Source organism: Leptodesmis sp., from assembly GCF_052746595.1.
Map to the genome: position 1 here is coordinate 56,390 of NZ_JBRAGO010000006.1, position 23,885 is coordinate 80,274.

Annotated in this window: 18 protein-coding genes; 7 read left to right on the top strand and 11 right to left on the bottom strand. The window is 49.7% G+C overall.

Features of this window, described 5'->3' with window-relative positions; translation table 11 throughout:
* Positions 1–7: 7 nt before the first annotated feature.
* From ACUVQO_RS02560 to ACUVQO_RS02570, 3 genes are all read right to left on the bottom strand, one after another.
* Positions 8–625: a cytochrome c oxidase subunit 3 gene (locus ACUVQO_RS02560; RefSeq protein WP_445924329.1), complete on the bottom strand. Its 618-nt coding sequence runs from the start codon at positions 623–625 to the stop codon at positions 8–10.
* Between the two features lie 192 nt (positions 626–817).
* On the bottom strand, positions 818–2,590 hold the full coding sequence (gene ctaD / locus ACUVQO_RS02565; RefSeq protein ID WP_445924330.1) for a cytochrome c oxidase subunit I: 1,773 nt from the start codon (positions 2,588–2,590) through the stop codon (positions 818–820).
* Positions 2,591–2,965 carry a hypothetical protein gene (locus tag ACUVQO_RS02570; protein ID WP_445924331.1) on the bottom strand — a complete coding sequence of 125 codons (375 nt, stop codon included), beginning with the start codon at positions 2,963–2,965 and terminating at the stop codon, positions 2,591–2,593.
* A gap of 466 nt (positions 2,966–3,431) precedes the next feature.
* Between ACUVQO_RS02570 and ACUVQO_RS02575 the strand changes: the two genes are divergently transcribed.
* Complete coding sequence (locus ACUVQO_RS02575; protein ID WP_445924332.1) at positions 3,432–4,451, top strand: ATP-binding cassette domain-containing protein; 1,020 nt, start codon at positions 3,432–3,434, stop codon at positions 4,449–4,451.
* Positions 4,452–4,563: 112 nt separating this feature from the next.
* The gene (locus ACUVQO_RS02580) at positions 4,564–5,442 is read left to right on the top strand and encodes an ABC transporter permease (RefSeq protein ID WP_445924333.1); all 879 of its coding nucleotides are present in this window, start codon (positions 4,564–4,566) and stop codon (positions 5,440–5,442) included.
* Positions 5,443–5,575: 133 nt separating this feature from the next.
* Here ACUVQO_RS02580 and rpe read toward each other — a convergent pair whose 3' ends face one another.
* From rpe to ACUVQO_RS02595, 3 genes are all read right to left on the bottom strand, one after another.
* Positions 5,576–6,277 carry a ribulose-phosphate 3-epimerase gene (gene rpe / locus ACUVQO_RS02585; protein ID WP_445924334.1) on the bottom strand — a complete coding sequence of 234 codons (702 nt, stop codon included), beginning with the start codon at positions 6,275–6,277 and terminating at the stop codon, positions 5,576–5,578.
* Positions 6,278–7,023: 746 nt separating this feature from the next.
* Positions 7,024–7,428, bottom strand: coding sequence for an NIL domain-containing protein (locus ACUVQO_RS02590; RefSeq protein ID WP_445924335.1), 405 nt, complete (start codon positions 7,426–7,428; stop codon positions 7,024–7,026).
* Between the two features lie 68 nt (positions 7,429–7,496).
* Positions 7,497–8,099 carry a GNAT family N-acetyltransferase gene (locus ACUVQO_RS02595; protein WP_445924336.1) on the bottom strand — a complete coding sequence of 201 codons (603 nt, stop codon included), beginning with the start codon at positions 8,097–8,099 and terminating at the stop codon, positions 7,497–7,499.
* Between the two features lie 276 nt (positions 8,100–8,375).
* Between ACUVQO_RS02595 and ACUVQO_RS02600 the strand changes: the two genes are divergently transcribed.
* Both ACUVQO_RS02600 and secA read left to right on the top strand, forming a co-directional pair.
* Positions 8,376–9,026, top strand: a complete 651-nt coding sequence (locus ACUVQO_RS02600) for a diheme cytochrome C (protein ID WP_445924337.1) — start codon at positions 8,376–8,378, stop codon at positions 9,024–9,026.
* 186 nt (positions 9,027–9,212) lie between these two features.
* The gene (gene secA, locus ACUVQO_RS02605) at positions 9,213–12,026 is read left to right on the top strand and encodes a preprotein translocase subunit SecA (RefSeq protein ID WP_445924338.1); all 2,814 of its coding nucleotides are present in this window, start codon (positions 9,213–9,215) and stop codon (positions 12,024–12,026) included.
* Between the two features lie 248 nt (positions 12,027–12,274).
* Here secA and ACUVQO_RS02610 read toward each other — a convergent pair whose 3' ends face one another.
* The 3 genes from ACUVQO_RS02610 to ACUVQO_RS02620 all read right to left on the bottom strand — a co-directional run bounded on the left by ACUVQO_RS02610 (position 12,275) and on the right by ACUVQO_RS02620 (position 17,334).
* On the bottom strand, positions 12,275–15,667 hold the full coding sequence (locus ACUVQO_RS02610) for a PAS domain-containing sensor histidine kinase (RefSeq protein ID WP_445924339.1): 3,393 nt from the start codon (positions 15,665–15,667) through the stop codon (positions 12,275–12,277).
* A 134-nt stretch (positions 15,668–15,801) separates the two neighbouring features.
* On the bottom strand, positions 15,802–16,569 hold the full coding sequence (locus tag ACUVQO_RS02615) for an alpha/beta fold hydrolase (protein WP_445924340.1): 768 nt from the start codon (positions 16,567–16,569) through the stop codon (positions 15,802–15,804).
* 42 nt (positions 16,570–16,611) lie between these two features.
* The gene (locus tag ACUVQO_RS02620; protein ID WP_445924341.1) at positions 16,612–17,334 is read right to left on the bottom strand and encodes a lysophospholipid acyltransferase family protein; all 723 of its coding nucleotides are present in this window, start codon (positions 17,332–17,334) and stop codon (positions 16,612–16,614) included.
* 4 nt (positions 17,335–17,338) lie between these two features.
* Between ACUVQO_RS02620 and ACUVQO_RS02625 the strand changes: the two genes are divergently transcribed.
* A complete protein-coding gene (locus ACUVQO_RS02625) occupies positions 17,339–18,238 on the top strand; it encodes a formylglycine-generating enzyme family protein (protein WP_445924342.1) in 900 nt (299 codons plus the stop codon).
* Between the two features lie 552 nt (positions 18,239–18,790).
* On the opposite strand, the gene ACUVQO_RS02630 is transcribed toward ACUVQO_RS02625, so the two are convergent.
* Positions 18,791–19,012 carry a DUF4327 family protein gene (locus ACUVQO_RS02630; protein ID WP_445924343.1) on the bottom strand — a complete coding sequence of 74 codons (222 nt, stop codon included), beginning with the start codon at positions 19,010–19,012 and terminating at the stop codon, positions 18,791–18,793.
* 388 nt (positions 19,013–19,400) lie between these two features.
* Between ACUVQO_RS02630 and ACUVQO_RS02635 the strand changes: the two genes are divergently transcribed.
* Positions 19,401–20,822, top strand: a complete 1,422-nt coding sequence (locus ACUVQO_RS02635; protein ID WP_445924344.1) for an aspartate ammonia-lyase — start codon at positions 19,401–19,403, stop codon at positions 20,820–20,822.
* An 87-nt stretch (positions 20,823–20,909) separates the two neighbouring features.
* On the opposite strand, the gene ACUVQO_RS02640 is transcribed toward ACUVQO_RS02635, so the two are convergent.
* Positions 20,910–21,287 carry a GNAT family N-acetyltransferase gene (locus ACUVQO_RS02640; protein WP_445924345.1) on the bottom strand — a complete coding sequence of 126 codons (378 nt, stop codon included), beginning with the start codon at positions 21,285–21,287 and terminating at the stop codon, positions 20,910–20,912.
* A gap of 858 nt (positions 21,288–22,145) precedes the next feature.
* Between ACUVQO_RS02640 and ACUVQO_RS02645 the strand changes: the two genes are divergently transcribed.
* On the top strand, positions 22,146–23,795 hold the full coding sequence (locus ACUVQO_RS02645) for an alkaline phosphatase (RefSeq protein ID WP_445924346.1): 1,650 nt from the start codon (positions 22,146–22,148) through the stop codon (positions 23,793–23,795).
* Positions 23,796–23,885 lie beyond the last annotated feature (90 nt).

Consider the following 23,885-nt stretch of genomic DNA (forward strand, 5'->3'; position numbering starts at 1 on the left):
TGTAGGCTCACTTTAAGAGGTAGAGCAGAATGAACAGGACAATCCACACGACATCAACAAAGTGCCAGTAGGGTTCAGCCGCTTCAACGCCAAAGTGACTGGTGTTGGAATAGTGACCTGCAATTCGCGATCGCCACAACACCGCCAGAATCAGCACCAATCCAAACAAAACGTGCAAGCCGTGAAATCCGGTTAACACATAAAAGGTGCTGGCAAACAGATTAGTTTTCAGCCCAAATTCGAGATGGAAGTACTCATAAAGCTGCCCCACCAGGAACACAATACCCATTAAAGCAGTGATGCCAAACCAGGTTCGCAGCCCTTTAACATCATTTTTCTTGATCGCACTGTTGGCATTATGGATCACAAAGCTACTGGGAATCAGAATGATGGTATTGATCCCTGGCAGGAGCAGTTCTAGCTCTGGAGTGCCCTCTGGCGGCCAGGTCGGAGCCACAGCCCGGAAGGTTAAGTAGGCCGTAAACAATCCTAAAAAAATCATCGCCTCAGCAATCAGGAAGACGATGACCCCAAACATTCGATGATCTGGATGCTCATGATGCCCATGAGCCGCTTCAGTTTCGTAGTTAACGATCGTCTGAGTCTCAATTACAGAACTTTGCATGAATCCAAATAGAGGAAGGTGGACAGTAAGAAGTTTCTAAGTTTTAAGTTCTAAACCAAGTCCAGCTAGAGAACGGTCGTTTTCCGATCAGAGAAACGCCGGTTCTGGACTTGGACAAGGTTTAAGTTTTGAGTTATGAATTTTTAGGGCTGGCCTGCAACTTAAAACTCAAAACTCAAAACTGTCAAACTATTACGTTTCCGCGCCAGCGACCATTGCCAAAACAGGGCCAGCTTTGATGACTTCAGTGGCTTCTTCGGTTCCGTAATCGTAGAGGCCAACGGTCAGGGCAGGATCGACTTCGAAGTTTTCGGGAGGAGGCGGAGAGGTGGTCAGCCATTCAAAGGTAAGACCACCCCAGGGATTACTGGGGGCTTTTGCTCCTTTGAAGATGCTCCAGCCCATGTTGACCAGGAAGGGGATCACGGAAACCGCGAGAATATAAGAGCCGATCGTGCAGACCAGATTCAGAGTCGTAAATTTGGGGTCGTATTCTGCAATCCGGCGATTCATGCCTTCTAACCCCAACTTATGCATCGGCAGGAAGGCCAGGTTGAAACCAATGAAGGTAAGAACAAGGTGAATTCTACCCAGGGTTTCGTTGACCATGCGGCCCGTCATCTTGGGAAACCAGTGGCAAGTCCCCGCATAAATGCCGAAGACGCTACCGCCAAACAGAACATAGTGCAGGTGGGCCACCACAAAATAGGTGTCATGAACGTGCAGGTCGAAGGGGGCAGAGGACACCATCACCCCACTGATACCACCGATCACAAATATCGAGACAAAGCCCATTGCAAATAGCATCGCCGTGTTTAGCCGCAGTTTGCTGCCCCAAATGGTTGCCAGCCAGCTAAAGACTTTAATCCCGGTGGGTACAGCGATCACCATGGTGTTGATCATGAAAAACATGCGCAGCCAGGGTGAGGTGCCACTGGTGAACATATGGTGTGCCCATACAATCAGTCCCAGAAAGCTGATGGCAATACTGGAGTAAGCGATCGCCCGGTAGCCAAAAATCGGCTTCCGCGCATGAACGGGCAGAATTTCTGAGATTAACCCGAAGATCGGCAGAATCATGATGTAAACCGCTGGGTGAGAGTAGAACCAGAACATGTGCTGGTAGACCACCGGATCGCCTCCCCCAGTGGGATTGAAAAAGGCCGTGCCGACAATCAGGTCAAAGCCGAGCAGAATCAATGCACCAGCCAGAACCGGAGTTGAGATCAAAATCAGGGCTGAAGTCGCCAGCATGGCCCAACAGAACAGGGGCATCTTGTTTAGAGTCATGCCGGGTGACCGCATCTTGAGAATGGTGACAATGAAGTTCAGGGCACCCAGGATGGTGGAAGTCCCCAAAATCAACACACTCAGAATCCAGATTGCCTGTCCGGCCTGATCTGTAACCAGGCTGAGGGGAGGATAGGATGTCCAGCCTGAACCAGGAGTACCCACCAAAAAGCTGGACATTAACAATAGGCCACCGGGCGGGATCAGCCAGAAGGCGACGGCATTGAGTCGGGGAAAAGCCATATCCCGCGCCCCAATAATCAAGGGGATCAGGTAATTGCCAAAAGCTCCCGTAGCTGCCGGAACGATCCACAGGAAAATCATTACGGTGGCGTGGACGGTAAGTAAGCCGTTGTACAGTTCCCGACTGACAAAATCGACCTCTGGAGTGGCCAGTTCAGTGCGGACGGCCTCCGCCAGCAGACCACCTACCAGATAGAAGAAATAGGAGGTTACTAAGTATTGAATGCCGATGACTCCCCATCCAACCAGGCCCCCAGCTAACATCGCCACTATTCGCTCCGGGGTGGCGGGAATCTTGCGTCGCTGATTCAACTCAAACCTGAAGAAGCTACCCACCAGCGGAATTCCCATCAAGGCAGACACGGAGGCCGCCCCGCCACAGATCGCCAGAGGCCGTACCAATTGGCGCAGGACTGGGAATGCGGTCCCCAATCAGGTCCCTGTCGCAACACCAATATGCGCGGCTGGAGATTCTGCACCCATCGGTGCACCCAGCCCAACCGTGGAGAGGATAGCAAGGGCACGCAGAGGGGCCAGATTCCAGGGGAAGCGCTCTTCTGCCCCAGATGCTCTCACGATGTCGCCGGTCAAATCCGCTCGGGCAATGTCGTAGGGGAAGGAATACCAGCTCATGAGAGAAGCCCAGCAACCAGAAGCGGTGACCTCACGGGGAGCCAAAGTCTGCACAGGCTGGCCCCTACCGATTGCAAACAGCACCAGCACTGCTAAGGCAACACCGACCAGTGGCAGCAGTAGTAGCCAGACAGTACCCAATCCAGAGGTGGTATCAAGTGTTAGCTTAATCAACTGGGTTAGAAACACTGCCGCTAGGGAGCCAACCCCCCCCTCCAACCCAAAGTCCGACCCTGGACAACATCGATAGTAGCTTGCCGTTTACCATTGTGTTTCATTGCCTTCCCTGGTTGCTGAATTTTGGTAATAATTCTGGCTCCCCGATCACACAAGCTTCAGCCTCAGGAATCTCCGCTTTTGAGAATGGGTAAGAAGCAATATTTTTCTTACTTCACTTTAAGCTAATAAATACAATTTAGAAATGAACCCTTGTACTGGTACTGTTGGTGAATTAGCAATTATTAAAAGGATCCCAGCAGATCCCCCAATAACTCGGAGTTTTACCGAATCAGTCAGTTCATAATCAAAACCTCCTCGCTAAAACTCCGAATTCTGAAGCCAGCTAATTTTGCCCCACCATGAAACCAACCGCGATCGCCTCCTACAATAAAGATTGAGATTTGTATCGAGGATTGGATTCATGGCTCCTGCCGTTCTAATCGAAAAGCTACAAAAGCGCTACGGTGCTGTCGAAGCAGTGAAGGATGTCTCCCTCACCATTGAATCGGGAGAGATTTATGGTCTGCTAGGACCAAATGGAGCGGGAAAAACCACCACGTTACGCTGCCTCTGTACCTTAACTGAACCAGACGCAGGTCGGATTGAAGTTTCTGGAATTTCCGTATTGGACACGCCCAAACTGGCTCGCCAAAAACTAGGCTACGTCGCGCAGGAAGTGGCCATTGACAAGGTTTTAACCGGACGGGAATTACTGCAACTGCAGGCTGCACTCTATCACCTACCTCGCTCTATCATCAAAGAACGGATTGAAGCTGTCATCCAACTTCTAGGCATAGAAGCTTACGCTGACCAAAAAAGTGGCACTTACTCCGGTGGAATTCGCAAACGGCTGGATCTGGCCTCCGGACTACTGCACCAACCGGATGTCCTTGTACTGGATGAACCAACGGTAGGACTGGACATTGAAAGCCGCGTTGCTGTATGGGACTTCTTACGCAAAATTCGTAACGAAGGCACCACAGTCTTAATTACCAGTCACTACCTGGAAGAAATTGATATGCTGGCCGATCACGTCGCCATCATCGACAAAGGGGTAGTGATTGCAGCCGGAACCCCCTCGCAATTGAAGGATCAGGTAGGAGGCGATCGGATCACCCTCCGTGTCCGGGAATTTACACCCAGCGATGAAGCCGAAAAAGCTAAATCTCTCTTAGCGGCTCTACCCGCAGTCCAGGAAGTGATTATTAACCCAGCTCAGGGTAACTCCCTGAATTTAGTCGTTGCGCCACAAAGTGATGCCTTGTCTACCGTCCAGCGTGCCCTCCAGGATGCCGGACTGCCTACTTTTGGTATTGCCCAGTCCCGTCCCAGTCTGGATGATGTCTATCTCGCTGCCACTGGACGCACGCTTCTGGATGCCGACCTTGCCGCCTCTGCCACCCGTGACGAAAAAGCCGAGCGTAAGAAACAGATGCGATAGTTTGAATCGTCAATGGCCAATGATTTGGTCAAGCCACTAAATCAGTTTCTTAACAAAGGTATAGATACAAACAGTTCATCTATACCATCACTTCTTAAATCCTGTATTACTTATGAACACTACCGTTACCCCTTCTCAATTAAATGGAAAAGTCGCAGGTCAAACGGCTGCTTCTTCCAGTGCATTGGCTGACTTTATCCAGGAAACAATCGCCCTCACCCGTCGCTTATTTATTCAACTGCAGCGGCGACCTTCCACCCTGATTGCTGGGGTGGTGCAACCGTTGATGTGGTTGATTCTGTTTGGAGCCTTGTTCCAAAATGCACCGCAGGGATTTCTAGGTAATAACGTGAGCTATGGCAAGTTTATTGGTGCTGGAATTATTGTCTTCACAGCTTTTGGTGGAGCGTTGAATGCAGGTTTACCAGTGATGTTCGATCGCGAATTTGGCTTCCTAAATCGACTGCTGGTGGCTCCTCTGGCCTCTCGCTATTCCATTGTCATGGCCTCAGCGATTTTCATCACTGTCATGAGCGTGATTCAGACGATCGCCATTATTGCCATGAGCGCCTTTCTGGGTGCAGGACTACCCAATGCCTCAGGATTAGCATTGGTTGGATTAATTGTTTTGTTACTGGTACTGGCCGTGACGGCTCTGAGCCTGGGATTGGCTTTTTCCCTCCCCGGTCACATTGAATTAATTGCCGTGATTTTTGTTACCAACCTGCCTTTGCTGTTTGCTAGCACTGCCCTGGTTCCTCTGTCCTTTATGCCCAACTGGCTACAATGGGTTGCTTCCCTGAATCCCCTCAGCTATGCGATCGAACCCATCCGCTATGTGTACCTCCATCCCAACTGGTTACTCAACAGTGTTGTTATGCATGCGCCTTTTGGAGATGTGACCTTAGGAATAGCTTTGCTCGTGCTGATCGGGTTTTGTCTGGTTTCTCTGCTGAGCATCCAGCCGAGACTTCGGAAGGCATTTGCTTAATTTGAGTTTGGAATTACCCATCCTCTGAGCCTCTCGCTTTCCCATCCTCTCAGTTTCTCTACTTTCAGCTTAAAGATAAAAAAGGCCACCTTTACTGGATGGCCTTTTTTGATGAATTCACCAGTTAACAGAATTAAACAGCGGCTAGTTCTGGGCGTTTGCTGTTGCGAATGTCTGTGATCGCCTTCGCATAATCGGGAGCATTGAATACCGCAGAACCTGCCACGATCGCATTGGCACCGACTTCCAGCACCTGCCAGGTATTGTTGCCTTTCAAACCACCATCCACTTCAATCCAGGGATCCAGCCCTCGCTCATCACACAGTTCCCGTAGCCGACGAATCTTAGCCACCTGGGACTGAATGAAACTTTGTCCCCCAAACCCAGGGTTCACACTCATAATCAGCACGATATCGCACAGATCGAGAACCGGCTCCACTAATTCCAAAGGACTACCCGGATTGAGAACGGCCCCGGCCTTTTTGCCCAGTTCTTTAATCTGTCCCAACACCCGATGAATATGAATCGTGGAACTCGATTCGGCGTGCACCAGGATATGATCTGCTCCAGCTTTGGCAAAATCAGCTACGTATTTTTCCGGTTCCACGATCATCAGGTGAACATCTAGTGGTTTCTGGGTCACGGGGCGAATCGCCTCTACAATCAGTGGGCCAATCGTAATGTTAGGGACAAACCGACCATCCATGACATCCACATGAATCCAATCGGCTCCTGCCTCATCTACGGCTTTAATCTCTTCGCCTAACCGACTAAAGTCGGCAGACAAAATCGAAGGAGCAATCATAATCGATTTCTTTGAGTTATTTTGAGTCATGGTGATCTGCGTCTCCTAAGGGCTGGAATGTGATTATTGTAACAATTTAGTGGGCGGCACCAAGAGGGAGGTTGGGCTGAGAAGGCTATGAAATGGGGATGGTGGAGTAATGAGATAGGAAAGCTGCTCTGGTGGAACGTCTTACAGGTAGGATGTAAACCTTGTCCAAGTCCAGAACCATAGTTTCTCTGATCGGAACACGATCGTTCTCTAGCTAGACTTAGTTTAGATTAAAAAATCATTACAGTAGCTTACTAAACTGTTGACGCAAAAATTAATAGAAAATTAGTATCTGGCGGTTAAAACCGCGACTACACTCACCCAGTCTGTCGACGCAGACTCAATAAAATCAAGGTTTTCTCCGTATAGCCGAGACTTCGGGCACCAGGGTGAAAAACAGACTGGCCAGCAAAAAATCTTCTAAGGAATCTTTTTACAGACATTTCTCGATCGCTACCTTTCTGGAATTCAGTCAACTTCCTTCGAAGTAAACCTTGTCCAAGTCCAGAACTGGTGTTTCTCTGATCGGGACACGACTGTTCTCTGGCTGGACTTGGTTTAAAGGCTAACCAGGTTGCCTATTCCCTTGAATTCAACCTGGGTGATACATCTACTTTCCGATCGCACTAAAAGTTCAAAAATCTGCTCCGATCGCAGCTTAATGAGGCCTTGAATATGTCTGTTGTCAGCGGGATGAATAGTTCTTCACTCCGCTGACAGCGATTAGGCATCCTAATACTCTCCCTTTAAAGGTTTGTTGAAATCGCCTGAACCGGACAGGTAGGAATGCACTGTTCACAGACGATGCAGCGCGATCGTGTGAAGGTAAGCTTAAACGATTCAGAATCCAGGGTCAGAGCTTCACTAGGACAAACCCCCGTACACAGGCCACAGTGTACACACAAATCTTCATCGATCACGATTTCGCGGCTGGAGGAAGAAACTCCGATGTCCTGGGAGCGCATCCACTCGATTGCCGCTTCCAGTTGGTCAATATCCCCCGACAATTCCACCACCAGTTTGCCGATCTGGTTGGGGGCCACCTGTGCCCGAATAATATTTGCCGCGACATTAAAATCTTTTGCCAATCGATAGGTGACTGGCATCTGGACAGAACGCTTGGGGAAGGTCAGGGTGACTCTTTTCTTCATGGTGGAAAAGCGGGATTAGGGAAGGGAGATTTGGTGAAGCGTGAGAGAGTAATCTCACTATTTACCCTTCACCATCCACTATCCCCTATTCCCTCCTCCCTCTCTACTGCCGAAATCATGATTGGTATTAAATCCATGGGCCGATTATGCAATACCATCGTCGTCGTGCTATTCGTCTCAAAGCCAATTTTTTCGTAAAAGGTTTGCTGCTGGGTGGTCATCAGATAAACTCGTTCCACCCGGTACAGTTTGGGATGGCTCAATACGGTTTGTACCAGTTTTCGCCCCAAGCCTGCTCCTCGATAGTCTGGATGGATCACCACATCCCAGATCGTGGCTCGATAAATGCCATCTGAGGTGGCTCTGGCAAAACCGATTAGCTCGGGGTCATGCCAGACGCTGATCACCGGATCACTGTTGGCAATGGCAATCTCCAAATCCTCCAGCTGGCGATCGCGGGCCCAAAAAGTGGCAGTCTGGAACAAATTCTGAAGCTGGTACAGGTCAACCTGCGATCGCTGATCACAAAACCGGACAGTACGGCAATCGCCCCTAGAATTTTGAACTTTGAATTTTGAATTTTGAATTTTGGCTTCCGGTGGGTCAGGTGTTTGGGGGGATTTGCTAAATACAAAACCGGCTTCCGAATTTTGAACGTTCTGCTTCACCATCCACTGTTCACTCTCCTCATCTGGCTACTGTCCATACATCTGCCACAACCTCTGCATCCATCCGTAGAAAGGCACCCCCTTTCTAGCTTCGGCTTTGAAATACAGCTTAAATTCGGTCAGGTTGGGATATCCGCTGGCCGATAGACAATGCCAAAATACATTATTGTCTATCATTGATAAGTTAGTCCTGAACACTCCTCAGGCCACCAACGCAAAACTTTACCGTTTTTTGGGTGTCTGGTCATCCCTAACTTGAGATCGCTTAATTTAATTGGTATGCCCTTTCCGTCCCATCGACCCTCTCAAATTTCCTACCGACGGCAACGGTCATCCCGTGGCACAAAAGCAATGAAACCCGATCGCAAGCCCTCTGTCTGGCTCTTGCTGGTGCTCTTATTGCTATGGAGTCTTTGCCTGGGAATTGGGCTAGCTCAGGCGACTGAACCCCAATCAAGAGAGGCGATCGCCCAGATTCCCGCAACGAATTCCAGCCTGCCAGAGGCTACCCCAACCAGTACCAATAGCCACATTGGTACGGTTGATGTGGTTCCAGAACGCTACCAGGCGGCTCAGCATCTATATCTCCAACATTGTTCTACATGTCATATTGCCCTGCCTCCAGCGGTGATGCCGTCCGAAACCTGGCGTACATTGATTCAAGATACTCAGCATTATGGGGCAGAGCTGAAACCTCTGGATCGCTTTGAAATCCAGGGAATGTGGCAGTATTTACGGGACTTTTCCCGACCGCAGGCGATCGACGAACCAACTCCTTATCGCCTCTACGAATCTCGCATCTTCAGGGCATTGCATCCCCGCGTCAAATTTGCTCAACGGGTAAACCTGGAAAGTTGTATTTCCTGCCATCCCGGTGCTGGTCAATACGATTTCCGTAGCCTCAGCGCTGAATGGCAAAACGCCCCGTGATAGTTAAGAATGAAGAGTTAAGAGTTAAGAATAAAGAGCTAAGAATGGAGCAGAATAGGTTCTGAATTTTGCACGTTTAACTGTTAACTGTTAACTCTCAACTTTTGACTCTTAACTCTTTTTCCACCCTTAACTCTTAACTTTCATCTCTTAACTGTCCAACCTAGAAACCTGCCATTTTTCGCCATGTTAAAAACGTTGCTGGGCGATCCAAACGCACGCAAACTCAAGAAATATCAACCGATCGTGACGGAAGTCGCTTTGCTGGAAGAGGAAATCCAATCCTTGTCGGACGAGGAATTGCGAGGCAAAACGACAGAATTTAAGCAGCGCCTGGAAAAAGGGGAAACTCTGGATGACTTGCTGCCAGAAGCCTTTGCCGTGGTCAGAGAGGCAGGTAAGCGAGTGCTGGGGATGCGCCACTTTGATGTGCAAGTGTTGGGGGGCATCATTCTGCACGAAGGTCAGATTGCCGAAATGAAGACGGGAGAAGGAAAAACCCTGGTGGCAACCCTTCCTGCTTACCTGAATGCTCTGTCTGGTAAGGGGGTGCATGTGATCACCGTAAACGATTACCTGGCCCGTCGGGATGCGGAATGGATGGGGCAGGTGCATCGTTTCTTGGGTCTCACTGTGGGTCTGATTCAGCAGACCATGACTCCCAGTGAGCGTAAGAAGAATTACGACTGCGATATTACCTACGGCACCAACAGTGAGTTGGGGTTCGACTACCTGCGGGACAATATGGCTACCTCAATGGCCGATGTGGTACAGCGTCCTTTTAACTACTGCATCATCGACGAAGTGGACTCAGTGTTGATTGATGAAGCCCGCACCCCCCTGATCATTTCCGGTCAGGTGGAGCGGCCCAGTGAAAAATATATTCGGGCGGCAGAGATTGCCAAAGCCCTGAATAAAGATGAGCACTATGAGGTTGATGAAAAGCAACGGACGATTCTGCTGACGGATGAGGGGTTTATTCGGGCTGAACAATTGCTGGGTGTCACGGATCTCTTCGACCCAAAAGATCCCTGGGCGCATTATGTGTTCAATGCAATTAAGGCTAAGGAACTGTTTATCCTGGATGTGAATTACATTGTGCGGGGTGGCGAGGTCGTGATTGTGGATGAGTTTACGGGACGGGTAATGCCTGGTCGGCGTTGGAGTGATGGTCTGCACCAGGCGATCGAAGCCAAGGAAGGCGTAGAAATCCAACCGGAAACTCAAACTCTGGCCACGATTACCTACCAAAACTTCTTCCTGCTCTATCCCAAACTGGCGGGGATGACAGGGACGGCCAAAACAGAAGAAGCGGAATTTGGCAAGATTTACAACCTGGAAGTGACGACCATTCCTACGAACCGCACCAACATCCGGCGCGATTTATCAGACGTAGTGTACAAGACTGAGGAAGCTAAGTGGCGGGCGGTGGCGCTCGAGTGTGCAGAGATGTACAAAATAGGCCGTCCGGTTCTAGTGGGTACCACCAGCGTGGAAAAGTCGGAAGTCCTATCTCGCTTGCTGGCGGAGTTGAAAATTCCCCACAATCTGCTGAATGCCAAACCAGAGAACGTGGAGCGGGAATCAGAAATTGTCGCGCAGGCCGGACGGAAAGGAGCCGTGACGATCGCCACCAACATGGCCGGACGCGGAACCGACATCATCTTGGGAGGGAATGCTGATTACATGGCGCGATTGAAGGTGCGGGAATATTTCATGCCCAAACTGGCCCAACCGGAAGATGAGGATGAATTTAGTATTACCTCAGTCCCAGGGGCTGGAGCAGGTCGCAGTGGAGGACAGGGATTTGTCCCTGGGCGCAAGGTGAAAACCTGGAAAGCCTCACCCCAGATCTATCCTACGGAACTCTCTAAAGCGACAGAAAAACTGCTCAAGGATGCAGTGGATTTTGCCGTGAAGGAGTACGGGGAGCGATCGCTGCCGGAACTGGAAGCCGAAGACAAAATTGCTGTTGCCTCTGAAAAAGCACCAACTCAGGATCTGGTGATTCAAAAATTGCGGGCAGCCTATAACCGCATCCGGGAAGAGTACGAAGTGTTCACGAAGGCTGAACATGAGGAAGTTGTGGCCTTGGGTGGTCTGCATGTGATTGGGACTGAACGTCACGAATCTCGTCGGATTGATAACCAGTTACGGGGACGGGCTGCTCGGCAGGGCGACCCTGGCTCCACCAAGTTCTTCCTCAGCTTGCAGGACAACTTGCTGCGAATCTTTGGAGGCGATCGCGTGGCGGGTCTGATGAATGCCTTCCGGGTAGAAGAAGATATGCCGATCGAGTCGGGAATGCTGACGCGATCTCTAGAAGGTGCCCAGAAGAAAGTCGAAACCTACTACTACGACATTCGGAAGCAAGTGTTTGAGTACGACGAAGTGATGAACAAACAACGTCGGGCCATTTACGCCGAACGCCGACGGGTACTGGAAGGGCAGGACTTGAAGGAACAGGTGATCAAGTACGCCGAATTGACGATGGATGACATCGTCAATGCCTACATCAATCCCGAACTACCGGCAGAAGAATGGGAACTGGATAAGTTAGTCAGCAAGATAAAGGAATTTGTTTACCTGCTGGCCGACCTGGAACCCAAGCAACTGGAAGATTTGACGTTTAGCGAAATCAAAGCCTTCCTACATGAACAGGTGCGGATTGCCTACGATAACAAGGAAGCTCAAATTGACCAGATTCAACCCGGACTAATGCGGCAGGCGGAACGGTTCTTCATTCTGCAACAGATTGACACCCTCTGGCGGGAACACCTGCAACAGATGGATGGCCTGCGGGAATCTGTCGGTTTACGCGGCTACGGTCAGAAGGATCCGTTGATCGAGTACAAGAGCGAAGGCTTTGAACTATTCCTGGAGATGATGACCGATATTCGCCGAAATGTGGTTTACTCCCTGTTCATGTTTCAACCCCAGGTGCAACCTACTGCTCCCGCTGCCGCTGTAGCTGGAGACATTGAGGTTGAAGAACTGTAGACCAAGCTGGAAAGGACGAATCAAGGCAAAGGGCAGAAGAGCAATACCTTCGATTTTCTGTCCTTTGTTTTCTCTCGGCCTGTAGTTGCACCAACCGGCCAAAGCCAGGAGCCAGTGGGGCTGGAGCCTTTGAACCACGAAAAGCCGTCATGCCCGCTGGTCTGCTGCAGGGTTTGATTCGGCGGTGACAACACTTGTCTTCGCCGGCAGCACCTTTACGCTGCCTTCTTATACAGATGAGCAAGCCCTTACTCCTTGCCTGATTGCTGAATGGGAATTGCAATCTGAAATGTGGTGCCCTGACCAGGCTGGGAAATACATTCCAGACTGCCCCCATGTCGTTCCGTAATAATTTGATAGCTGATAGACAGGCCCATGCCCGTACCCTTACCAACAGGCTTAGTGGTAAAGAAGGGATCAAAAAGCCGCTGCTGAACGGTTTCGGGAATGCCAGGGCCGTTATCTGTGATGCAGATGCGGATCCAGTTGCCCTCCAGCATCTCAGTCCGAATCAGAATTTGGGGCGCGGCGATCGCGGTTTCTCGCAGGGCATCGATCGCGTTAGCCAGAATATTCATAAACACCTGATTCAATTGTCCAGCGTAACATTCAACCTGTGGTAACTCTCCGTACTCTTTCAAGACCTCAATGGCATTCTGATCGGAGGTGCCCCGCAGGCGATTTTGCAAAATCATCAGAGTACTGTCGATCCCTTCATGGATATTCACAGCTTTACGCTCGGCTTCATCCATTCGCGAGAAGGTTCGCAAGGAAGCGACAATTTTCTGAATTCGTTCTGCTCCCACCTTCATAGAATTCAAAGTTTTTGGCAGATCCTCAATCAAAAACTCCAGGTCGATCGCAGCCGCTTCAGTCATAATTTCAGGCACAGGCTCAGCATAATACTTTTGATATAGCTTCACTAAACGTAATAAATCTTGAGTGTAGTTGTTGGCGTAATTGAGATTGCCGTAGATAAAGTTCACCGGATTATTAATCTCATGAGCCACCCCAGCCACCAACTGCCCCAGGCTAGACATCTTTTCACTCTGAATCATCTGAGTCTGAGTGCGCTGCAGTTCTTCCAGTGTCTGCTCCAATTCGGCTGCCTTGGCACAGGTTTGAGCATAGAGATCAGCCTGGTTGAGAGCGATCGCCAATTGCCCAACAATCGCCTGAAGCAGTGCGATTTCATCCTCGTTCCAGTGGCGTATCTGATGATCACTACAACTTAAGACTCCGATCATTCCGGATTGCGTTTGCATTGGCAGCATCAATACTGTTTGATAGCTCAGGCAGTGAACAAACTCCAGAATCGGGTAATGGTTCCAGGTTTCCTCATTTTCGATCGCCAGTGGCTCCAACCACTGCAGTCGTCTAGCCAGAGGGTCACTCCGAGAAATAGCATAGCGGCCTAACAGACTGGGGGAATCTTCATGGCGTGATTCTTTGATCACTTCCCAGTAAGCATCGGTATCCTGCAGGTGGAACCAGGCAAAGTAACAGCAATCCGTTTTTAAAAAGCTTTGAACCTCTTGCAGTGTAGTTTCCAAAATTATGTCAAAGTCTAAAGAGTTGCGAATCTGGCTAATCAAATGATTCAGCAATTGTTCGCGGCGAGCCTGTTCCCTCATCTGCTGCTCAGATTGCCGCAGCACTTCCTCGGCTCTGACCCGCTCGGTAATATCTTCGTAAGTTCCTAAGACTCCAACAACCGAGCCATCCGCTGCGTGCAGGGGAATTTTATTAATTTCCAGCCAACCAACTTCCCCAGCAATTTCTGGCATTGGCTCAACTAACCTTAGGACAGGCGTGTTTGACTCCATCACTTGTCGATCGAAGGCTTGAAAGGCTCTGGCTTCTTCAGGTTTCCACAGATCAAAGTCTGTCAATCCAACAATTTCTGAAGGAGTCATTAATCCAGCATCTTGAGCATAAGCCCGGTTACATCCGAGATAAACTAAGTTCTTATCTTTCCAAAAGATAGCCTGGGGAATATTGTCTATCACCAGTTGTAGGAGTTCTTGGGATTCCTGCAAGGCAGCTTCAGCCCGGATGCGATCGCTAATATCACGGACGATCGTTAAAACCTCATCATCTCCACAAGCTAGTACCCGTGCCTCGTAATCATGAACAACCGATCCGAGTGTCATTTGGTAATGAATGAGTTGAATTTGTTGAGTTTCTAGAGCTTGCTGAATGGCTTGATAAAGTTGTTGTGCAACGGTGTTTGGAAGCACCTCAAAAATGGTTTTTCCCAAAAACTGTTCTGGTGGCACCAGAGCATCCCAGTCCAGGGAAGGGAAAAAGTCCAGATAGATCCCATCGCGGCTGTAGCGGAAGATCATATCTGGAATAACTTCTAATAATGCTCGATTTTTCGCTTCGCTGGCACGTAGAGCTTCCTCAATGGCTTTGCGATCGCTAATGTCTACACCTATACCCCACTGTCCCCAACCCGCAACGGGAAATTGCTGCGAGAGATTAGACCAGAGAACCGTCTTGATGCTGCCATCCTTACACCAGAGTTTGCATTCCCAGTTGCGATAGTTGCCACCTAATTTCACCCATTCCGCCATCATCTGTTTCCGGTAATGTGTGTCGCGATAGAGCAGTTCTATCGCGTTAGGATTGCCAACAATTTCTGCAGCGCTATAGCCCGTTACCCGCTCACACTCCCGGTTCCATACAATGACATGACCTTCATCATCAAAAGCATTCATCATGACCGGCATATTTTGCAATACTGACTGGAGCCGATGCTCGCTTTCCCTTAAGGCGGTGGTACGCTCCTCAACACGGGCTTCTAATTCCTGATTGAGGTGTTCTAAAGCATCTTCTGCCTGCTTGCGATCGGTGATATCGATAAACAACCCCACGACCCCAATTACGGTTCCGGTCTCATCATGCAAAGGGGCTTTGTCCACTTTTAACCATCGTTGCTGCTGATCTGGAGTCAGCCAGGATTCAATCCGGTTTAGTTCAGCCGCATCAGATTCCATCACCCGGCGATCGCAGGCACGAAAAAATTCCGCATCCTCCCGGTTACAGGTCAGATCGTAATCCGTTTTGCCCACGATTTCCTGTGGTGAAGTGGCCCCTGCCATTTCAGCAAAGGTCTGGTTACACCCCAAGAAAACAGAATTCAGATCCTTCCAGAAAATTGCCTGAGGAATGTTATCCATCACCAGTTGCAAAGATTGCTGGGAACGTTGTAACTCCTGTTCGGCTTGTTTATGCGGAGTAATATCCCGAATTGTTCCCACCAAAAATTCATTACCGTGAGAGTCTTTAAAGATAGACCTTTTCGTAGAAATAAATTTGGTGATTCCAGCAGCGTCGGTGAAGCATTCCTCACTGTCGATCGTCATGCCTGACATGAATACCTGCTCATCTTTTTCCCGAAAAATTTTGGCTTCCGCTTCTGGAAAAAACTCAAACTCTGATTTACCGATTAACTCACTGTAGTCATACCCAATGAACCGGCAAAATGCATCATTGAGCAATAGCCAGCGGTGCTGACGATCTTTAACAAAAATGGGATCGGTAACTCTGTTAATCAAGTAATTTAGAAATTCAGGGGAGTTAGCCAGGTAAGCCTCAACAGAATCCAGGGATAAGTTGCTGACAGGGAACGACATAGAATTGAATGGGTACGTATTGCTTCGCCAGAGTTAATTGAGGCTACGATTGCCCACAACTTTATGATAGTATTCCCTAGCCAAAAATCTATTAACAATCTGCTGAGAGGTTAGTCATTGTTTCTGCTACCGATTTACCCTTGCGGAGTAGCGACTAAAGCTGGCTGGAGAAAATTCCATTTCTGCATGATCTGATATAAATTAATCTCCGTTTCCAATAAGCAAGCATGACCACTATCTGGCAGAACTACCAACTGAACATCTGGTAAATGTTTAGCCAAATCTCGAGCTTCTGGAACTGAGGGCAGCAAGCGATCTGCTGCGCTGGCCAGCAGCAACACGGGTTGAGTAATTTGCTGAAGTTGAGCGGCTGAAATAGTAAATTCACTCAACAACGAAAGCCGCCATGCAGATGTCTCCTGGGGGACTGATTGTATCGCCTGCCAGAGAGCCTGACGATCGCCAGGAGCAACGCGCTCCAGATTGGCCAACCAGAATAGCAATCCCATTGAGGTTAGCCGATACAACGGTTCGGGTAATCGACTGGTAATCGCTCCCCCCCAACTCATTAAAGGCAAGCGACGAAACGAGGAAGCTGGATTCACTAGAATAATTCGGCTAAATAGATGAGGAGAATGAAGCGCTACTTTCATGGCCAGACAGCCACCAAAAGACTCTCCACAGAGATAAACTACTCGATCAGGAAAGTCTTGCAGTTCTTGGTGGAGTAGGTCAACGACCTGCTCTGTCAACTCCTCCCAGCTTGTTAAATCAGTCGGCGGAATTGCCAGACAGCGAACATCGAATCCAGTTTCTAAGCCCGTGGTTTGCGATCGCAGTAACTGCCCTGTGCCATCCATTCCCGGTAAAAACACAAACAACGGATAGTCAGGTTGCAACAATCTGAGCGTTAGAAAACAAGGGCCAGTCTCAATCATGGGGTTCTAATAGCATCCCTGGGTTAACAATTCACGAATCTCCGTCCGGCAAGTTTCCGTAATCTCAGCCACCAGCGATCGCGCTTGCTTGCCTTGATAAGCTTGTTGCTGAGCGGCAGTAATTCGGTAAGGACGACCAATCAGTATATTAACCCGCTGATAAACCACCATCGGATGCCATCCCGATTGATTAAATAAAGGTTCCGATGGATCAAACCACCTGAGGAACTGGAGGGGCACTACCGAATTCGTAATTTCCTCCTGAGACGCGATCGCCACAGGGAGAATGGCAAAGTTTGCGATCGGTACCCGTAGCGCCAGATGAGCAAAACCCCGTTGAAACTCGCCTATCTCCTGCGGGGAAGTTGCCTGCACCATCGGCTCAGCACCCTCTGGGAATACTCCCACCATTTGCCGAGCCTGCAACAACCGCACCGCCTGTTGAAAAAAACTTTGCTGCCGCTGCTGAGGTACCTCCAGGGGGAAGCAACCAAACTGATCTATAATTTCCCGCAAAACAGGTACCTGACCCATATAGTGATGACAAGCAAAGCGTACTGGACGATTCATTGCTGCCATCAACAGCGGTGCATCCATAAAACTACGGTGATTGCTGACCACCAGAACCGCTCCATCCTTGGGGATTCGCTCCAGGTAGTAGTTGTCCAGGCGGGTGCCAAACGCCGTCAGAAACAGTCGAGAAATTTGCAGGGGATCGCTAAACAGCATTTTGATGAACGGTATCACTGAGCATGAACAGTCTTCTCTCTATGGTTTAACATTTTTGTTACGCTCTTACCGACCTACTCTAGATAGAAGATTCGTACTATCTCCCTTTTCTTCTTGTCATGAAACTCTGGCACATGGAATCGCGATCGCCTTAGCCGCAATCCCTGGTGGGGACTTTCTCATGGGATCCCCCAATACGGAAGAAGGATGGCATCCTAACCAGAGTCCTCAACACATGGTTTCTGTGGCTCCCTTCTGGATGGCTCGCTACCCCATTACCCAGGTTCAATGGCAGGTGGTTGCCCAATGGCCGAAAGTGCAACAGTCACTCACGCCCAATCCTTTTTGTTTTTCAGGAGCAAACTATCCAGCAGAACAAATTTCCTGGTCAGAGGCAATCGAATTTTGTGCCCGGTTATCGGTTCGCACCGGACGTACATACCGTTTACCGACAGAAGCCGAATGGGAATATGCCTGTCGTGTCACCAGCCAGACTCCCTTTTATTTTGGCGAAACCATCACCACCGACTTGGCTAACTATTCTGGAGTGAACTGGGAATACAACGGCAAAATTTGTAACAAGGGATTTTATGGTCAGGGGCCGGAGGGGTGTGATCGTCGCCAAACAACGGCAGTTGGTAGCTTAGGAACAGCCAATTTATTTGGCTTGATGGATATGCATGGCAACGTGCGGGAGTGGTGTGCGGATTGCTGGCACGATCACTATCAAGGTGCTCCCGTGAATGGCAGTGCCTGGATTACGGGGGGAAACTGCCGACAGCGAGTCTTGCGAGGCGGCTCCTGGAATGGTGGCCCCAGAACTTGTCGTTCCGCCTTTCGCAGTCGAGCCGATATCGACAGTCGGCTTTACGATATTGGTTTCCGCGTGGTTTGTGAGCAATAGTCCTTGCTGACTGATTGAAGCTTGCCGCTTGGTGGGAGTAGTTATGTTGGCAATTCATTGGCCAATCTCTGACAGATAGGTCAATGGCGGAGTTTTTGCAGTGTTTGCAATAGTGCTAAGTTACCCAGGGTTGGAGCAAGTTTGAGTTTGATCCGACCTATCAGCACTCTGTGTACAGACCCAATGCGAGTCTTTAGGAGCTGATAGTAATCGATTTGTTTTAGGTTTGACCAAACGAGTAGAGCCAGCAGAAGTCATGGTGGAACAACACTTAACTCATGAGGTCATTATGGGTAGGCTGTAACACTGGCACCGTGAGGAGATCTGATCGAGATCGCAACCTTGCTGATTCACGCCTTCAAGCAAAAAGTGATCGTGTGTGTGCATAGGGATTGCTCCTGCCTGCAAATTTATGTTGGCAGAGAGGTCTTTGCCAGACCAAAAGCCAGCGATCGCTGATTGGCATTACTGAGCCGATCAAGGCTACAAATTCGTGATACCCAATTCGGTGGCAAAATGAGATACTGCTACGGCTGAGGTAAATGGGGCAAGCTAATCATCGCTCCAAGTTTCCTGGCTCAGCAGATCGCCAATATGGTCTCGCAGCAGGTAACCATGCCGCTCCAGTTCACATTCGATATAACCCCATTCCCGCGCTGGAAAGCAGCCACAGAGACAATAAATCGGCTGGTGGCGATCGACTTTTCCCTCGCAGACCAGATCGCCCACTTCACTCTTGATAACATCCAGGGAGTATTGAACTGAGGGAACCATTGCTCTTCCGCCTCCCGCGACCTGTAGTAGTGGTGTCTAATGACTCATGAACTTTCCCAACTTCAGCGTAGAACAGGAATGAAAACCATCAACCGATAAGTATAATTTCTTAGCATTTCTTGAAATCTTGATATAGGGTAGGGGATTAAGAATCGGAAATTAGGGATTGGGGGAGAGGTGTGGAATCATCCCTACGATAAAATGCCTTCAATCTAGCCCTAAGTTAAACCAAGCCCAGCAAGAGAATGGTTGTTTTCCCATCAGAGAAACTACGGTTCTGAACTTGGACAAGGTTTGATTGGCAATTTTCAATTTGGTAATTCTCGAGAGAGCAGCCCCTAGTTTTGATAGATTAACTTAGAACTCCGACTTCTCAGCCAGTGGCCCTATGACAGAATCAACAGGTATCTCCTATCGCATTGAAAAAGACTCGATGGGAGAGCGACAAGTTCCTGACACCTTGTATTATGGCATCCAGACCCTACGCGCCGTGGAAAACTTTCCCATTAGTGGCCTGAAACCACTGGCGACCTATGTGGATGCCTGCGTTCTGATCAAGAAAGCAACAGCGATCGTGAATGGAGAACTGGGCTGCATTCCGGAAGACATCAGTCAGGCGATCGTACAGGCAGCGGATGAAGTACTCAATGGTCAGTGGCGAGATCAGTTTGTGGTGGATGTGTATCAGGCGGGGGCCGGAACCTCCCACCACATGAATGTCAACGAGGTGCTGGCAAATCGTGCCCTGGAATTGTTGGGAGATAAGAAGGGCAATTATCAGCGAGTGAATCCCAATGATCACGTCAACTACGGGCAATCGACCAATGACGTAATTCCCACGGCGATTCGGATTGGGGGACTGCTGGCCCTGAAACGATCGCTCTATCCGGCACTATCGGGTGCGATCGCGGCCCTGGAAAACAAAGGCCAGGAGTTTCACAACGTTATCCGCTCTGGTCGCACTCACTTACAGGATGCGGTTCCCGTACGCCTGGGAGAAAACTTCCGTGCCTGGGCACAGATCCTGAGTGAACATATGATTCGGATTGAAACCGCCGCCGCCGACCTCACCCTCTTGGGATTGGGAGGGAGTGCCGCTGGAACCGGACTGAATACCCATCCCCAGTATCGCTTTCGGGTGGCTGAAATCCTCAGCGAACTCACTGATCAACCCTTACGACCTGCCCCGCACCTGATGGCTGCAATGCAGAGTATGGCTCCATTTGTGAATGTCTCCGGTGCCTTGCGGAACCTGGCTCAGGATTGCGTCAAGATTTCCCACGATTTGCGACTGCTGGATTCTGGCCCCAAAACCGGTTTTAAGGAAATTCAACTGCCACCTGTGCAACCCGGATCCTCCATCATGCCAGGGAAATACAATCCGGTCATGGCGGAAATGACTTCAATGGTGTGTTTTCAGGTGATGGGGTATGATGCGGCGATCGCCCTGGCAGCCCAGGCTGGACAACTGGAACTGAATGTGATGATGCCGCTGATTGCCTACGACCTGATCCACAGCATCGAAATTTTGGGGAACACGCTGGCGGCTCTCACTGATCGCTGCATTAAGGGAATTACCGCCAACCAAACTCGTTGTTTAGCCTTTGCGGAAGGCAGCCTGGCTCTGGTTACGGCCCTCAATCCTCATATTGGCTACCTGAATGCGGCGGCTGTGGCAAAGGAATCTCTGGAAACCGGAAAATCCCTGCGAGACATTGTGTTAGAAAAACAACTGATGACTCCCGAAGCCCTGGCAGAAGTACTGAACCTGGAAGAGATGAGCCAATTACCCGATCATGAGAGTATATAGAGCATCACAATAAGATCAGCAAACTCTGGAAGAGCGACCGGAAAAAGTTGATCTTCAAAAGTTGATTTTTATCTGACCCTTGCAGCATCAATCAGGGCAATGCATGATCACCAGTGGCAGTCGCAACAGGGTTGCCGATGTTTTTGATGTACCAAATTTCTGTTGCAGCGATCGCGGTAGTTTGTCCCAATCCACGGGTCCAAATCCAAATCGCTGATAATAGGTGGCCAATCGCTGTCCCAAACATTCCAGATACAGAGGCTGAGTCGCTTTTTGAATCAAGTGTCTGGCTAGAACTGAGCCTAACCCTTGATTGCGCCATCCCTTTGCCACCACTAGACTGCCTAACTCCTGAGCATCCTCAAACAATCGCAACTGACCACAGGCAATCACTTTCTTCTCAAACTCAATCACCCAAAACTGTTGCCAGCGTAATTGCGTCGGATCTAAAGGCACACTCAGCACCAACCAGTGGATCGGCCAGATGTCAGCTTGCGTGGCTGGACGTAGGATGCAGCCCCTGGAGGGAGGGGTGTTGGGCTTTCATGGGGGTGAGTGGATGGGTGGGTGAATGAATGAGTGGGTGAATGAGAGCGCGATCGCATTATCCTGTCATCGCATCATGGCATCATCTGGTTACCGGATCATCCCATCATCCCAATCACGCTCAATCCTGAAGACTTTATTTTTATTATTTTTCACCAGAATCGCATGTCCCTTAAATCGGCCTTAGAAGCGCCTTAACATTTGTCCCTTATTTTCTAGTGCAGTCCTTGTAGCAAAACGCTATATTCACCGGGAAAACAAGCGCATCATGGCTAAAAACGTCATTCTTATGATTGGCGATGGGCTGGGCTGGGAAATGGCCCGTGCAACAGCGATCTACCAATAAATTCAGGCAGGCAGTGCTGGCAATACCTTAAGTGATTTTTATACCTCCGGCTTTGGCGATACCCTTAACTTTCAAAAACTCTCCAGTAGCAGTCTGGTTACCACCTATGGAACGACGGTAGCAGGCAGTAACGGAGTCTTTAGCAACGGTAACTCGGCATTAACTGGATCTGAGCCAGTCACAGCGGCCAGTCCCTTGAGAGCAGACTTTCAATTTAACCCAACCTTTAATCCCGGTAATACCGCAACAGGTGGCGCAACCGTCGCTAGTGGAGCCGTGGACAACTTAGTCAGATATGATCCGCTGCGTGGCGGAGTGGTGCCCTGCAAGCGGCTTACTATGGCGGGCCGATTCTACCCGAATTTGACAAAGAGTATATTAAATTCAGCTATCCTGACTCTGCGAATACCGCAACTACGCTGTATACCGGGGTGAAAAGCCACAACAATGCAATCGGGGTAGACATCTATGAACAACCCCTGGAAACCATTATGGTAACAGCGGCACTGAATGGGAAATCAACGGGATTGGTCAGTTCTAGTCCCATTGATCACGCCACTCCGGGAGCCGCCGCTGCTGTTAACCGCCGCGCCAAATATGACAGCGAATTTCCCAACCTGGACAGCATCCTGCAGCAGGAATTACGGATTTATCAACCGACGGTGCTGTTGGGTGGGGGACATCCGCTCTCCAATACACAAACCCCCTTACCTGCCGGGGTTGAACCGCCTTCGATCTTTGAATTCATTACCAAAGATATCTATGAGTATTTGCGCAGTAACCCAACCGATAACCGTTATGGCTACACTTTCCTGGAACGTGGCCCCGATGCGGCTCGAATTTTAGCAGAAACCGCTGCGAATCTGGATCCGAATGCGGGCGATCGTCTCGTCGGGCTGTATGGAGCCAGAGGCCAAAACGGCAACTTACCGGTCAGCTTGGCCAATGGCGATTACAGTACTACCGGTCTGGATATGTTCAGTTTGTTCAGCAGCCAGGGATTGAAGCCTGATACCCAGCGGCCTCTGCTCCCCGGAGAAACTGACGCCAGCTTCATCGCCAGAAAAGTCAATGAAAATCCCACCTTAAAAGATCTGTCGTTAGCTGCGCTGTCTACCCTGGGTAAGGATCCGGATGGCTTCTGGCTGATGATTGAAGGGGAAGACATTGACTGGGCAGCGCACGACAACAACCTGGACAATTTGATCGGCACCGTCCTGGACTTTGATAAGACTATTGGCGCGGTCATTGACTGGATTAATAACAATGGCGGTTGGGAAGAAAATCTCCTGATTGTGACGGCAGACCACAATCACTATCTCACCCTCAACCCGAACTATCCCTCCTTGCTGCGGACTGCAGGGGCGGAAGCGATGACCAGCGCCCTGACTCCTGACTTAGCTGGGCAGTTCTGGGGATCCAATCCGACGGTGAAATATGGCTGGGGCAATCACAGCAACCGTCCGGTGCCCGTTTACTATCAGGGGGCTGGCTCTGAGGTTTTGAGCAGCTATGTCGGCCAGGGCTATTATATCTTTGCTAACCGGGGGAATAACACGGTCTACTCTGGTGCAGGAGATGATTTAATCTACGCCAGCTTTGGCAATGATGTGATTGCGGCTGGAGCAGGCGACAATACCATTTTCGCGGGCGCAGGCGACAACACCATTTACACAGGTGCAGGCGCGGATTACATCAGCACTGGATCTGGAAAAGACCTGATTTTTGCTGGAGATGGCGATAATGTAATTGTGTCAGGTGCAGGGGACGATCGCATCATCGCGGGTTCCGGCAAGAATATGATCGATGCTGGCCTCGGCAATGATGTGGTGTACGTAGGTAGCGGTGAAAATCGCTTTACCTTAAATGCGGGAACAGGCTCCGTCGCGATCTACGGTTTCACTGATGATGATGCCATTCGTCAAGGAGTGGGTTTAACAGCTTCCGGCACCACCCCCGCCCCACAACTCACCTACAAGATCAGCGGTAGCGACACTCTGATCAGCCTGGGTGATGATTTACTGGCCACTCTCAAGGATGTGTTGTTAGAAGTAGTTCCGATCGCTGGGGAGAATAAATAAGTATGCTTGAAAGGTAACTGGAAAGGCTCTGCCTGTTTGTTTGACGCTCATCCCGCTAACGCTTCGCGTATAGCAGGAGATTCCCCGTTC